Origin of the sequence: Mesorhizobium sp. LjNodule214, from assembly GCF_964252735.1 — a bacterium.
GTDB lineage: Bacteria > Pseudomonadota > Alphaproteobacteria > Rhizobiales > Rhizobiaceae > Mesorhizobium.
Genome location: NZ_CAXUPE020000001.1, coordinates 1,018,094 through 1,031,179, shown reverse-complemented (window position 1 = coordinate 1,031,179; position 13,086 = coordinate 1,018,094). Strand labels below are relative to the sequence as shown.

Annotated in this window: 12 protein-coding genes; 2 read left to right on the top strand and 10 right to left on the bottom strand. The window is 63.3% G+C overall.

Translation table 11 applies throughout. The annotated features are described in order from the left end of the window. Positions 1-5 precede the first annotated feature (5 nt). Positions 6-1,001, top strand: coding sequence for an ABC transporter permease (locus ACSQ3Z_RS05055; protein ID WP_436170251.1), 996 nt, complete (start codon positions 6-8; stop codon positions 999-1,001). 149 nt (positions 1,002-1,150) lie between these two features. Here ACSQ3Z_RS05055 and phnN read toward each other — a convergent pair whose 3' ends face one another. The 10 genes from phnN to ACSQ3Z_RS05005 all read right to left on the bottom strand — a co-directional run bounded on the left by phnN (position 1,151) and on the right by ACSQ3Z_RS05005 (position 11,809). Beyond that, positions 1,151-1,780 (bottom strand): phosphonate metabolism protein/1,5-bisphosphokinase (PRPP-forming) PhnN, encoded by a 630-nt coding sequence (gene phnN, locus ACSQ3Z_RS05050; protein ID WP_436170250.1) that lies wholly within the window; start codon positions 1,778-1,780, stop codon positions 1,151-1,153. Further along, positions 1,777-2,916 carry an alpha-D-ribose 1-methylphosphonate 5-triphosphate diphosphatase gene (locus ACSQ3Z_RS05045; RefSeq protein ID WP_436170249.1) on the bottom strand — a complete coding sequence of 380 codons (1,140 nt, stop codon included), beginning with the start codon at positions 2,914-2,916 and terminating at the stop codon, positions 1,777-1,779. The genes phnN and ACSQ3Z_RS05045 overlap by 4 nt, the downstream gene beginning before the upstream one ends. Before the next feature lie 18 nt (positions 2,917-2,934). After that, positions 2,935-3,642 (bottom strand): DUF1045 domain-containing protein, encoded by a 708-nt coding sequence (locus ACSQ3Z_RS05040; protein WP_436170248.1) that lies wholly within the window; start codon positions 3,640-3,642, stop codon positions 2,935-2,937. Positions 3,643-3,982: 340 nt separating this feature from the next. After that, positions 3,983-4,795: a 5-deoxy-glucuronate isomerase gene (iolB, locus tag ACSQ3Z_RS05035; RefSeq protein WP_436170247.1), complete on the bottom strand. Its 813-nt coding sequence runs from the start codon at positions 4,793-4,795 to the stop codon at positions 3,983-3,985. Between the two features lie 5 nt (positions 4,796-4,800). Further along, positions 4,801-5,019, bottom strand: coding sequence for a DUF3329 domain-containing protein (locus ACSQ3Z_RS05030; protein ID WP_192178304.1), 219 nt, complete (start codon positions 5,017-5,019; stop codon positions 4,801-4,803). A 64-nt stretch (positions 5,020-5,083) separates the two neighbouring features. Then, entirely contained in the window at positions 5,084-6,001 is a 918-nt protein-coding gene (iolE, locus tag ACSQ3Z_RS05025; RefSeq protein WP_436170246.1) for a myo-inosose-2 dehydratase, read from the bottom strand. A 56-nt stretch (positions 6,002-6,057) separates the two neighbouring features. Then, the gene (gene iolD, locus ACSQ3Z_RS05020; protein WP_436170245.1) at positions 6,058-7,902 is read right to left on the bottom strand and encodes a 3D-(3,5/4)-trihydroxycyclohexane-1,2-dione acylhydrolase (decyclizing); all 1,845 of its coding nucleotides are present in this window, start codon (positions 7,900-7,902) and stop codon (positions 6,058-6,060) included. 26 nt (positions 7,903-7,928) lie between these two features. Continuing rightward, on the bottom strand, positions 7,929-9,863 hold the full coding sequence (locus tag ACSQ3Z_RS05015; protein WP_436170244.1) for a bifunctional 5-dehydro-2-deoxygluconokinase/5-dehydro-2-deoxyphosphogluconate aldolase: 1,935 nt from the start codon (positions 9,861-9,863) through the stop codon (positions 7,929-7,931). A 212-nt stretch (positions 9,864-10,075) separates the two neighbouring features. After that, positions 10,076-10,933 (bottom strand): abortive infection system antitoxin AbiGi family protein, encoded by an 858-nt coding sequence (locus ACSQ3Z_RS05010; RefSeq protein WP_436170243.1) that lies wholly within the window; start codon positions 10,931-10,933, stop codon positions 10,076-10,078. A 30-nt stretch (positions 10,934-10,963) separates the two neighbouring features. After that, positions 10,964-11,809: a MurR/RpiR family transcriptional regulator gene (locus ACSQ3Z_RS05005; protein ID WP_436170242.1), complete on the bottom strand. Its 846-nt coding sequence runs from the start codon at positions 11,807-11,809 to the stop codon at positions 10,964-10,966. Between the two features lie 155 nt (positions 11,810-11,964). Between ACSQ3Z_RS05005 and ACSQ3Z_RS05000 the strand changes: the two genes are divergently transcribed. After that, a complete protein-coding gene (locus ACSQ3Z_RS05000) occupies positions 11,965-13,074 on the top strand; it encodes a Gfo/Idh/MocA family protein (protein WP_436170241.1) in 1,110 nt (369 codons plus the stop codon). Positions 13,075-13,086 lie beyond the last annotated feature (12 nt).

Sequence of the window (13,086 nt, the reverse complement as noted above, 5' to 3'; positions counted from 1 at the left end):
AGACGATGAGCAAGAAAGACCTCGGCCTGCTGATCCTGATCCTGGTGGTGGGAACGGTGGTGGCGATCATCAATCCGCGCTTCCTGCTGCCGATCAACCTTGCCAACACCTCGAACCTGATCGGCCTGTTCGGGATTCTGTCGATCGGCCAGGCCTTCGTCATCATCACCGGCGGCATCGAATTGTCGGTTGGCTCGGTGGTTGCGCTGCTCGGTACGCTGTTCATCGACTTCATCGCCGTGCGCGGGATGGATTGGCCGCTGGCCTTCGTGCTGATCATCGCGCTCGGCGCCGTCATCGGCCTGGTGCATGGCTGGCTGATCACGCGGCTGAAGCTGCAGCCCTTCGTGGTGACGCTGTGCGGCTTGCTCATCTATCGCGGCGTGGCGCGCTTCTACACCGCCGACGGCACGGCGGGCTTCGGCTTCGGCCAGAATTTCCCGGATCTCGAATTCCTGACCGCCGGCCGCAGCTATGGCGTGCCGAACAGCTTCATCGCGCTGATCGTCATCTCCATCGTGATGTGGGTGGTGCTGCACCGCTCGGTGTTCGGGCGCTATCTCTACGCCATCGGCAAGAACGAGGAAGCGGCGAAATATTCTGGCATCCGCACAGGCCGCGTGGTGATGGCCGCTTACGTCATCTGCGGCGTGCTGACGGCGCTGTCGGCGATCTATTTCGCCATGTACACGCGCTCGATCTCGCCGGCCAGCCACGGCCAGTTCTACGAGCTCTACGCCATTGCCGCGGCCGTGCTCGGCGGCTTCTCGCTGCGCGGCGGCGAAGGCTCGCTGATCGGCGTCATCCTCGGCACCGTGCTGCTGCAGGAATTGCAGAACCTGGTCAATCTGCTCGGCATCCCGTCCTCGCTCAATTTCGCGGTGATGGGCGGAGTGATCCTGATCGGCGTGCTGGTCGACCAGCAATGGGGCGTGTTCCGGGCACGGCGGCAGATGATCGACGCCACGCGCAAGAACGTGGCGGGCGCGCCGGCGGAATAGCTGCTCGTCTCTCCCTTCTCCCCTTGTGGGAGAAGGTAAGAAGCAGCCTAGAGCGGTTCAGCTTTTGGTAGAATCGCCGACCCGCTCTAAGTATTTGTTTTTACGCAATTCCGGACGGAAAACCGCTGCGCACTTTTCCTGGAATTGCTCTAGATCATGCTCGACAGGTCGGAGAACGCCATCGCCTTGCACAGCACTTCGGCAAAGCGCTCGCCTGCCACTTCGCGGGCGCCGCTGTTGTCGATCGAGGTGACATCGGGGCCGGACAGCGCGACGGACGTGCTGCGCGCCAGCCGAGCCAGCACCTCGCCACGCGACTCGCGGCCGCGCATGGCCAGCCGCTCGGCGAGGATTTCCGGCGTCGCGGTGATCTCGACAACGGCCAGATTGGCGTAGCGGTCGCGCAACGCCGGGATGATGGCGCGGGAGACATTGGCGACGGCGACCTGACCGTTGGCGACCGACCAGTCGACATCGGCCGGAATGCCATAGCGCAGGCCATGCGCCTCCCAGGCTATGGCGAAGGCGCCGTCGGCCTCGGCCTCGGCGAAGGCCGCGTCGGCCAGCGTGTCGTGATCCTCGCTCGCCGCATCGCTCGGCCTTGTGATGACCCGGCGGACGAACTCCAGCCGGCTCTCATCGGCGAAACGCGCCTTGGCATAGCCGATCACCGTGTCCTTGCCGGCGCCGCTCGGCCCGACCACGGCGACGAAGACGCCGTGGCGGATCGGAAAGGTATCGGTGGACAGTTCGCGTTCGATCAACGCCGAGACCATCATGCGACCCGGCGCCCCTGGCGCCAGACAGTGCGGACGACCGGCACATGGTCGTCGACGCGCACGCGCACCAGATCGGCGCGGCGTCCCTGTTCGATGACGCCGCGATCGCTGAGGCCGACCGCCTCGGCCGGGTTCTTCGACACCATGGCCACCGCCTGCGGCAGCGAAATGCCCTCGACGACATCGCCGAGGAAGAAGGCCGACTGGATCAGGCTGAAAGGAATGTAGTCCGACGACAGGATGTCGAGCAGGCCGTCACCGGCCAGCGTGCGGGCCGAGACATTGCCGGAATGCGAGGCGCCGCGCATGACGTTGGGGGCGCCCATCAGCACGCCGAGCCCGGCCGCTTTCGAGGCCCGTGCCGCTTCCTCGGTGGTCGGGAATTCGGCGACGCGCACACCCTGCTCGATCGCCTCCTCGACATGGCCCGAGGTGGCGTCGTCGTGGCTCGCCAGCACGATGCCGCGCTCATGGCAGGCGGCGGCGATGAAGACGCGGTTGGGGCCCGAATTCATGGCCGATTCCGCCATGCGCTTCTCGCAGAACTTCTGAAAGGCGCGATCCGTCAGCTTCAGCTTGCGCTGGTAGTAGTAGGCATAGGTCTCGAGATTGACGAACTGGCGCTGTCCCGGCGCATGATCCATCAGCGAAGCCAGCTTCACCCTTTCATCGGTTTCGAAATTGGCGAAGGCCCTGAGGCAATCGGGCGCTGAAACCTCGCAGCGCAGATGGATGAAGTGATCGGCCCGCAGCCGATCTTCGCGCACGCTGTCCTCGATCGCGTCGGCCAGCTTGCGGATGTCGGCGGAAGTCAGGTCGGCGTCCTCGTCCATGCCGACACGCAAGGCGTCGAGCACGGTGGTGATGCCGGCAGTCGCCACCTGCGCGTCATGGGCAAGCACGGCGGCGATCGGGTTCCAGCGCACTTTCGGCCGCGGTGCGTAGTGGCCCTCGAGATGGTCGGTATGGAGCTCGACCAGGCCGGGGATGATGTAATCGCCGCCCATGTCCTCGCCGGTGTGGGCGACGCCGGTATCGATGGCGGCGATCAGGCCGTCGCGCAGCACGAGCGAGCCCTCGACGATCTCGTCGGCAAGCACGATGCGGGCGTTGGTAAGAACGGTCTCGGCGGTCATTTCAGGCAGTCCTTGATCTCAAGCAGTTTTTCTGGCCGGGCGACGCCCGAGCGCGTGATGGGAAAGCACCATGAACGGCGCGCCCGGTTCGGTTTCGACAAACAGCGTCAGCGCATCCACCGGCACCGGCCGCAGCAGCACCTCCGCAAACAGGCTGTCGATTGCTGCGCGCAGACGAGGGCTTTCCTGTGACGCGGCGCGGCCGGACAGCGTCATGTGAAAGCGAAAGGTCTCGAAGACGTAAGGGTAGCCCCACTGGCAGAGGTTGCGGAATTCGGCGGGCTTCAGCGAATCCGGGCTGCGCCGTTCTATTTCTGCCTCGGTCAGCGGCGCGCGAAAACGGTCGAAGCCGAGCACGACGTCGTCGGCAAAGCGGTTGAGTGCCGCCAGCGGCGCCTCGGGAACCAGCGCGAAGAAGCCGTCGATCTGGCCGACGACCAGGCGCGGAATGGTGACTGCCGGCGTCGCTTCGGCAAAAGCATCAAGTGCCGCACGAAGCGAGGCTTCCGTCTCGTTCGGGGCCAGCCGGAAGGGCGCCTTCAGCGTCGCATGGAAGCCGTAGCGCCGCGCCGAGGCGGTGTGGAAGGCGACTTCCGCCGCCGACAATTCGCCCACGGCCTCGACCGGCCGCGTCGCCGCGCCAAACGGATCGCGGCCAAGCCAGTTGGCGGCGATCCGCGCCAACGGCTCGTCCTGTCCTGGGGTGAAGTAGATGGCGTAGCGCATCGAAAATTCCTCGTTAAAGCGCGACGCGTTTGAGGAGATGGTGCGACGCGCTTTAAGTCTTGGTTTTTGGCATGTCGTCGTCCCAAAACCGCTGCGCACTTTTGGGCGACATGCACTGGCCCCGCTGCCATAGGCGATTTGCATGACGGATTGACGAAGCTTTGAAGGGTTTTCGATGGCAAATCGACACGGCAAGTCCTTAGCCGACGATTTTTCCGTGCTGGACCAATAGCTTCAGCAGAAAAGCAAGCCGGGACCCCTTCGAACCAAATGTATTCCGGCTTTCGTTTGGCCGCATTTCAGCAAGCCCAGCGATGCCGCTCGGCTGCAAAATGCTCTGTCAGGCCGTCATCAACCATTCGTGCTCGGGCGCATTGTGGAACTTCCACGTGCGCTTCGGGCCGGCCATGACGTTGAGATAATAGAGGTCGTAGCCATGACAGGCTGCGCAAGGATGATAACCCTTGGGCACCAGCACGACATCACCGTCCTCGATCGCCATCGCCTCGTCCAGATCGCGCTCGCCATTCTTGTCGGCATCGGTGTAGACGCGCTGGAAGGCAAAGCCCTGCGGCGGGTTGAGGCGGTGGTAATAGGTCTCCTCGAGATAGGACTCGGCCGGCAAATTGTCCTGGTCGTGCTTATGCGGCGGATAGCTCGAGGTGTGGCCACCGGGCGTGATCACCTCGACCACCAGCAGCGAGTCGGCCGGCTTGCCCTCCGGCAGGATGTTGGTGACGTAACGCGTGTTGGTGCCTTTGCCTCGCACCTCTTGGCCAAGATCGTCCGGCGCGATGACACGGACGGGCAGGTCACCGCTCAAGCCGGGCGCCGAGCAGACGGCAAGCTCGAGATCTGTGTCGGCGGTCACCGACCAGTCCGAACCCTCGGGCACGTAGACCGACCACGGCTTGCCCTCGAAAGGCGACATGCGCTGGCCGAGCAGGCCAAGTTCCTTGCCGCCGGCGCTCGCCTTGCCCTTGCCGGTGACGAAGACCAGGCAGACCTCACGATCGGCGGTCTGGCCCGAGGCGCTCTCGCCGGGCTTCAGCCGATGCAGATCGAAACCGACATAGGTCCAGCCGGCATTTTTCGGCGTCACATGGGCGACGCGGCCATGGCCCTTGTTGGCTTTGACGAGCAGCTTCGACATCTGGGTTACTCCTTCGGTTCGGGCTCGGTCGGTGCCTTGCCCTCTTCGGCTGGCTTGTAGAGATAGAAGAACTGCCAGACGGCGTAGCCGGCGAAGCCGAGCGCGATCACGCCCCAGAACGGTGTGCCGGAGGCGAACTCGATCGCCGACCAGATCAGGCAGACCGCGACGATGGCAACGCGCCGCCACAGCGGCCGGAAGAACGGGTGCTCATTATCTTTCATCGGGCCAATCCGGATTTCACCAACCGGACCTCAGATAGGCCGCCGGTCACGGCAAATCCAGCGTTCATGCGTTGGGGAAGCCTTGCGTCTCGACCGTGTAGCCCGACGCCGTCATCACCCGCATCAGTTCCTTGTAGCCGACCTGTGCCATTTTAAGCGGCGGGTTCTTCTTCGGATCCTGCTCGGCCTCGACGACGAACCAGCCCTCATAGCCATGGTCCGCCAGCCTTTGCACGATAGCGCCGAAATCCAGCGAACCGTCGCCCGGCACGGTGAAGGCGCCAAGCGCCACGGCATCGAGGAAGGATTGCCTGGTGCGGTCGAGACTGTCGATCACGCCCATGCGCACGTCCTTCACATGGACGTGGTTGATGCGCTTGTGGTGGTTGTCGATGGCGCGCAGCACGTCGCCGCCGGCAAAGGCCAAATGACCTGCGTCGAGCAGCAGCGGAATGCCCTCGCCCGAATGGCGCATGAAGGCGTCGAGCTCCGTCTCCGTCTCGACGACCGCCGCCATATGATGATGGTAGGACAGCGGCATGCCTTGCTCGGCGCACCATTCGCCGAATTCGGTCAGGCGCTTGGCGTAGGCCTTCATCTCGTCGCTCGAAAGTTTGGGCTTGGTGGCGAGCGGCTTCGAGCGGTCGCCCTGGATGGAACGGCCGACCTCGCCATAGACGATGCAAGGCGCATTCACGGCCTTGAACAGATCGATCATCGGCTGGATGCGATCCTTGTTCCTGGCCATTTCCTCGTCGACCAGCGTGCCGGAGAACCAGCCGCCGCACAGCGTGACGTCGGCTTCCTTCAGGATCGGCAGCATCACCTTGGGGTCGTTGGGGAAGCGGCGGCCCATCTCCATGCCGGTGAAGCCGGCCGAGCGGGACTGGCGCAGACATTCCTCCAGCGACACGTCATCGCTCAGTTCCGCAAGATCGTCGTTCCACCACGCGATGGGGGACATGCCCAGTTTGGCTTTCAAGTCGTCACTCCAATGTCAGATCGTTGCGGGCGGCCCAGGGTTTATGAACGGCGGGCTCAAGCCTGCCGTTCGCTCAGGGCTTCCTCGTATTTCTTGCGCGCGGCGTTCACCTGCGGCCGTGCCGAGACTTCCGGTACGGCGACATCCCACCAGTGGCCGCCGGCGTCGGTCGAGACCAGCGGATCGGTGTCGATGACCAGCACCGTGGTCCTGCTGTTCTGTTTCGCCTGCTCAAGCGCCGTTTCAAGACCGGCGATCGAGGTCACTTTCTCGGATATGGCGCCCAGGCTTGCCGCATGCGCGGCGAAGTCGATGTCGGGCAAGATCTCGTGGCGCGAGTCCTTCAGCAGATTGTTGAAGTTGGCGCCGCCGGTCGCCATCTGCAGCCGGTTGATGCAGCCATAGCCGCGGTTGTCGAGCAGCACGATGGTGAGCTTGAGGCCAAGCATCACCGAGGTGGCGATCTCGGAATTGAGCATCAGATAGGAGCCGTCGCCAATCATGATGACGACTTCCTCGTCGGGCTTGGCCATCTTGACGCCGAGCCCGCCGGCGATCTCATAGCCCATGGTCGAGAAGCCGTATTCGGCATGGTAGGAGCCCGGCGCGCCGGCCTGCCAGAGCTTGTGCAACTCGCCGGGCAGACCGCCGGCGGCATGCAACAAGGTCACGCCGGAGCCCAGGGTACGCTGCACGGCGCCGATCACCTGCGCGTCGGACGGATAGGCGGCATTGGTCGAGGCCGTCACCTTGGTGGCATCGGCTTGCCAGTCCGTCTTGCCCTTGAGCGCATTGTCGGTCCAGGAGGCAGGCGCCTTCCAGCCCTTCAGCGCGGCTGTGAGTTCGGAGAGCCCCTCCGCCGCGTCGGCGACCAGCGGCAGCGCCCAGTGCTTGCCGGCGTCGAAAGGCTGGCTGTTCAGGCCGATGATGGTCCGGCCGGAATTCTTGAACAGCGCCCAAGAGCCGGTGGTGAAATCCTGCAGCCTGGTGCCGACGGCGAGCACCACGTCGGCCTCTTCCGCCAGCCGGTTGGCAGCCGAAGTGCCGGTGACGCCGACCGCCGCCATGTTGAGCGGATGATCGTCCGGCAGCGAGGATTTGCCGCCCTGGGTCTCGCAGACAGGAATGCCGGCGCCTTGCACCAGCTTCGCCAATTCTCCGGAAGCCTGCGAATAGAGAACGCCGCCGCCGGCGATCACCAGCGGCTTTTTCGCGCCCTTGAGCGCCGCGACCGCCGCTGCCAGTTCGTTGCGATCCGGGCGCACCCTGCGTGGCGTCCACACCCGCTCGGCAAAGAAGTTTTCCGGATAATCATAGGCCTCGGCCTGCACGTCCTGGCACAGCGACAGCGTCACCGGGCCGCATTCGGCCGGATCGGTCAGCACCTGCATGGCGCGGTTGAGCGCCGGGATGATCTGCTCGGGACGGGTGATACGGTCGAAATAGCGCGACACGGCGCGAAAGCAGTCATTGACGGTCGCGGTGCCGTCGGAAAAATCCTCAGCCTGCTGCAGCACCGGATCGGGCAAGCGGTTGGCGAAGACATCGCCCGGCAGAAACAGGACGGGCAGTCTGTTTACATGCGCAAGTGCTGCAGCCGTCACCATGTTGAGCGCGCCGGGGCCGATCGAAGAGGTCGCCGCCATGAAGCGGCGGCGGAAATTGGCCTTGGCATAGGCGATCGCCGCATGCGCCATCGCCTGCTCGTTATGGCCGCGGAAGGTCGGCAGGTCGTCGCGCACCTGATAGAGCGCCTCACCGATGCCGGCGACGTTGCCGTGGCCGAAGATCGCCCAGACGCCGCCGAAGATCTGAACCTTCTTGCCGTCGATCTCGGTCATCTGGCGGGACAGAAAGCGGGTCACAGCCTGCGCCATCGTCAGGCGAACGGTTTTGGTCATGTCGTTTCCTCCGGCCTTCCGTCTTCTTATGCGGCCTTACGGCCGCGCGCGGCAAGCCATGCCTCTGTCAATTGCTCGAAGCGCGACGCCATGTCTGCCACCGCTTCGTCATCCGACATCCTGCCGGCCAGCCATTGTTCGGCGGCGTTGATGAAGATGGTGCGACCGACGGCAAAGCCTTTGACGATGGGCGCCTTGGCGGTGGCGGCGAAGGCCGCCTCCAACTCGTCCTGCGGCGCTTCCAGCCCGAGCAGCACGACGCCGCGGCACCATGGATCGTTCCTGACGATCACCGCCTCGATCTTGGCCCAGGCGCTCGCGGAGGCCTGCGGTTCGAGCTTCCACCAGTCCGGCTTGATGCCAAGCGCATAAAGCTCCTCCAGCGCGCGCGGGATCGTCGTGTCGTCGAGCTTGCCGTGCTTGCCGGCGATGATCTCGACGAGAAGTTCCCTGCCTACTTTCCGCGCGGCCTCGAACAGGCTTCTGAGCTTCTGCTGCTGCTCTTCCTTCAGCGCCGCCGGATCGTCGGGATGGTAGAAGCACAGGCACTTGATGCAGTGCTCGACCGGCCATTCGACCAGTTGCGAGCCGATGTCCTGCGAGAACTCAAAGCGCAGCGGCCGTGAGCCCGGCAATTCGACCGGGCGGCCAAGCCAGGCGAAGGGATGGCGGGCGAATTCGAACATCGCGTCGCGGCCGTATTTCTCGTCGAGCAGCATGCCATAGCCGCTACGACCAGCAGCCACCTTGGCGGCCGCCTTGACGGTCAGCACCTTGAAATCCTCGATGCGCGCGAAGTCGGCGCCGACCTTGGCCGCGACATCCTCGAGCTGGACGCGGTGGTCGCAGGCCAGCGCCATCAGCGAAGGAATGTCGCGGCGGCGCGTCGTCGCCCAATGGATGTGGTTGATCGCCTCGTCCTTGCGCAGCGCCAGATGCTTGCTGCCGTGCTTGAGGAAGAACTGCAGTTCTTCGAAGGTCGGGTATTCCGGCGCGCAGAGCAGCCGCGACACGGCGAAGGCGCCGCAGGCATTGGCCCAGGTCGCCGCCGTGGCAAGGTTTTCGCCGCCGAGCCAACCGCGCAGGAAGCCGGACATGAAGGCATCGCCGGCGCCGAGCACATTATAGACCTCGATCGGAAAGCCCTTGCCGACGACGCCGTCCTCGAGATCGTCGCTGATCGGCCCGTCATAGACGATGCAGCCCATGGCGCCGCGCTTCAGCACGATGGTGGCCTTGGACAGCGAGCGGATGGTCTTCAGCGCACTCAGGCAATCGTCGGCGCCGGACGCGATCATGATCTCCTCTTCGGTGCCGACGATGAGATCGCAATCGGGCAGCACGGTCTTCAGCTGCGCCGAGACGCGATCGGATTTGACATAGCGCTCAAAACCTTCGGCATGGCCGGCGAGGCCCCAGAGGTTGGGGCGGTAGTCGATGTCGAACACCACCTTGCCGCCTTTGGCCTTCATGATGCGGATCGCCTTGCGCTGCGCGGCGTCGCTGTTGGGCCGCGAAAAATGCGTGCCAGTGACGACGACGGAGCGCGCCGAGGCGATGAAGGCCTCGTCGATGTCCTCCTCCGCCAGCGCCATGTCGGCGCAGTCGGAACGATAGAAGATCATCGGCGAGACGCCCTCCTCCTCAACCGACAGGAGCACCAAGGCCGTCAGCCGGTCCTTGTCGGTCTTGAGGCCGTCGACCGAGACGCCTTCACGCCTGAGCTGTTCGCGGATGAAACGGCCCATCTGCTCGTCGCCGACGCGGGTAAGCAGCGCCGAGCGCAGGCCGAGCCTGGCCGTGCCGACCGAGATGTTGGCCGGGCAGCCGCCGACCGACTTGGCGAAGGAGGTGATGTCCTCCAGGCGCGAGCCGGTCTGCTGGCCATAGAGATCGACCGACGCACGGCCGATGGTGATGACGTCGAGCGGTGTATGTCTCGCTTCCACGGCTTCGCCCATTGGAACCTCCCATCGGCCTTGTTGTCTTGAGCAACTTCATTTTTGGGGTACACGTGCGAGCGGCAGCGTGGCGCCGTCAATATGAAATAATAATTCCAATCCATAGTCAAGATGGAATGAGCATTCCTTTGCTGGAAAGTGCCTGGATCGAGCCTGGAGAGCTGGCTCGATCGCTCGATAGCCCCGCGCACCTGCAGCGTCTGACCTCGCGATCAAAAGTGCATGGTCGCGTCCAGGTCTACCTCAATCGGCCAGTTTCCTGTTCTTGGGCCCGGCGGGCCTTCGACTCGGTTGCCATGGTCGTCAACACTTTTGATTTTCTCGATCTGGTCGAGAATCCCGAGCTTCGTTTCCCATTGCGCTCGGTTCTTTATCGACAAACAGGGATAGATGATCATCGCAAACCATCCATCTAGCGGTATCAGGTACTTGAGCTTTCTCTGGTGCTCAGGTGGGAGGCCTTTGAAATATTCATGATGGGCCGCGTTGGCGTTATCGCGTGGATCAATGATTTTTCGATCCCTCAGCAACTCCTCGAAATAGAGGATTCGCCATTCCGACTCCGCATAATATTCGTAAGTGAGCTTGTCGCGGTTCATTGGCTTGAAGAAGTTCAGCAAGCTTTTGTCTCGAAGGTCGCGTGAGCACGCCTCCAAAAATTTGTCGTCGCTGTTTTCCTCGCCGTAGCCAAAATAGGCAAGCGGTCTGCCAAAGCGTTGAAATAGGAACGGCCGTTTAACCCCAATACCCAAACGCCCATAGCTTTTCGCGTGTCGGCGGGATTCGGATAGCTTGAGTTCTGTAAAACAGCATTGCGGCGTTGCCGGAATTGTAATCTGCGCAGTTCCTAAATTTCGTGTGCGCTCACCTTCCTCGGTCATCCAGAGGCCATAGGTCAGGATGTTGCGAAGGCGTTCGAGGTACAGTTGATCCAATTCCGGCGAAGTTCTGGATCGGTGACCGCTCGTATGCCAGCTTGGCGAGTGCTCCTTATCCAGATCTTTCCCTGTCCAGTGAATCAGGAAATCCGAATGAACCGCGCGATCATAGTGGTCTAAGAATTCATCCATTTCTTTGACACCGCCGAGCCCCCTAAAATACTAAGCCTTGCGCTTGCGGCCCGTGTCGCGCCGCTTCTCGCCGACGGCGACGGTCAGCGCCATGGCCAGCGCCATTGTCGCCGACAGCGAGCGGAAGCCGCCGAAATCGGCTTCGGCGACCTCGAACCAGACCTTGGCGAACTGGGCGAGCGGCGAAAACGAGCTGTCGGTTATCGCCACGATCGGCACGCCCTGCTCCGAGATGGCGCGCGTCTCCTCGATGGTCGCTGGCGCATAGGGCGAAAAGCTGATGGCGATGACGGCGTCGTTCGGCGTGGCAAAGCCGACCATCTCGGCGTTCAGGCCGGCGGCCGATTCGATCAGCTGGTTGCGGATCTTCAGCTTGCCCAGCGCATAGGCGATGTAGGAGGCGACCGGATAGGAGCGGCGCTTGGCCAGCACATAGATGGTCTCGGCCTTGGCCAGCAGGGCGATCGCCTCTTCGAAATGCGGTTCGTTGAGCGTGCGCGAAATGTCGCTCAGCGAGGTGCTGGCGGCGGCGACGAAGCCGTCGAAAATCGCCCGGTGACCGGCGCCCTCCTCGGCCTTGGCGCGCAGCGCGGCCAGCCTCTCGTCATAGGAGGAATTGCGCTCGCGCAGGCGCTCGCGAAACACCTGCTGCAGGCTGGTGAAGCCATCGAAACCGAGCTGCTGGGCAAAACGGATCAAGGTCGAAGGCTGAACGCCGGCGGAAGCGGCGATGCTGGCGGCGGTGCCGAAGGCGATATCGTCAGGGTTGTCGAGCGCATAGGCGGCGATCTGGGCGATACGCTTGGGCAGGCTCAGGCGCCGCTCAAGGATCGTCGCCCGCAGCGTCTCGAAATCGCGGGGCACCCGTTCGTCCATAGTCGCTCCGCCCAAGCCCATCTGTCGACGCCCCTCTGTGCACATCATAGCGAGACTGTGCAAGAAGGCCATAAAAAATGAGTCACACGTTCCATTTGCGAACAAAATGGATTAATTCATCCACACTATTTTTCCCCGCAGCGGAGATTGCAGAGATGGTCGGAGTCGGTCTTATCGGAACGGGCTTCATGGGCAAGTGCCATGCGATTGCCTGGAGCGCGGTCGGAACCGTCTTTCCCGATGTGGCCAAGCCGAGGCTGGTGCATCTCGGCGAGGTCAATGACGAGCTTGCCAACCGCAAAGCGGGCGAGTTCGGCTTCGCCAAGGGTTCCGGCGACTGGCGTGCCGTCGTCAACGACCCGGAGGTCGATGTCGTCTCGCTGACCACGCCCAACCAGTTCCACCCGGAAATGGCCATCGCCATCCTTGAGGCCGGCAAGCATCTGTGGTGCGAAAAGCCGATGGCGCCGGGCTTCGCCGAGGCGCAAGCCATGGCCGCGGCGGCGAAGAAATCCGGCAAGGTGGCCGCACTTGGCTACAACTACATCCAGAACCCGGCCATTCGCCATATCGGCCAGTTGCTCGAGGAAAAGATCATCGGCGAGGTCAACCATCTGCGCATCGAGATGGACGAGGATTTCATGGCCGACCCCGAGGCGCCGTTCTTCTGGAAGCACGAGGCGGCTTCCGGCTATGGCGCGCTCGACGATTTCGCCGTGCATCCGCTGTCCCTGGTCAACGTGCTGTTCGGCCGCGTCGCCCGCGTCATGTGCGACATGGCCAAGCCCTATGCCGATCGTAAACTGGCGTCGGGCGGACGCCGCGCGGTCGAAACCTACGACATCGCCAGCGTGCTCATGCATCTCGAAAACGGCGTCGCCGGCACGCTGCTGGTCAACCGTTCGGCCTGGGGCCGCAAGGGCCGCATCGCCATCCAGATCTTCGGCTCGAAAGGCTCGATCCTCTACGACCAGGAACGGTTCAACGAATTCCAGCTCTACCTCACCGCCGACCGGCCGACCGAGCAAGGTTACCGCACCATTTTGGTGGCGCCGCACCACAAGCCCTACGACGCTTTCCTGCCGGCGCCCGGCCATGGCCTTGGCTTCAACGATCTCAAGATCATCGAATGCCGCGAACTCCTGACCCGGCTCGCCGGCAAGCCGGCGCGGATCATCGATTTCGACGAAGGCCTGGAGATCGAACGCACCGTGCACGCCATGGCGCGCTCGTTCGAGGAGCAGCGCTGGATCGACGTGCGATAACGGGCAGCCGCG

Bases quoted from the DNA above. Each gene is read 5' to 3' on its own strand.
- iolD (WP_436170245.1), bottom strand. From the start codon at position 7,902: ATGACCAAAACCGTTCGCCTGACGATGGCGCAGGCTGTGACCCGCTTT.
- ACSQ3Z_RS05055 (WP_436170251.1), top strand. From the start codon at position 6: ATGAGCAAGAAAGACCTCGGCCTGCTGATCCTGATCCTGGTGGTGGGA.
- ACSQ3Z_RS05015 (WP_436170244.1), bottom strand. From the start codon at position 9,863: ATGGGCGAAGCCGTGGAAGCGAGACATACACCGCTCGACGTCATCACC.
- ACSQ3Z_RS05010 (WP_436170243.1), bottom strand. From the start codon at position 10,933: ATGGATGAATTCTTAGACCACTATGATCGCGCGGTTCATTCGGATTTC.
- ACSQ3Z_RS05000 (WP_436170241.1), top strand. From the start codon at position 11,965: ATGGTCGGAGTCGGTCTTATCGGAACGGGCTTCATGGGCAAGTGCCAT.
- ACSQ3Z_RS05045 (WP_436170249.1), bottom strand. From the start codon at position 2,916: ATGACCGCCGAGACCGTTCTTACCAACGCCCGCATCGTGCTTGCCGAC.
- ACSQ3Z_RS05030 (WP_192178304.1), bottom strand. From the start codon at position 5,019: ATGAAAGATAATGAGCACCCGTTCTTCCGGCCGCTGTGGCGGCGCGTT.
- phnN (WP_436170250.1), bottom strand. From the start codon at position 1,780: ATGATGGTCTCGGCGTTGATCGAACGCGAACTGTCCACCGATACCTTT.
- iolB (WP_436170247.1), bottom strand. From the start codon at position 4,795: ATGTCGAAGCTGCTCGTCAAAGCCAACAAGGGCCATGGCCGCGTCGCC.
- ACSQ3Z_RS05005 (WP_436170242.1), bottom strand. From the start codon at position 11,809: ATGGACGAACGGGTGCCCCGCGATTTCGAGACGCTGCGGGCGACGATC.
- ACSQ3Z_RS05040 (WP_436170248.1), bottom strand. From the start codon at position 3,642: ATGCGCTACGCCATCTACTTCACCCCAGGACAGGACGAGCCGTTGGCG.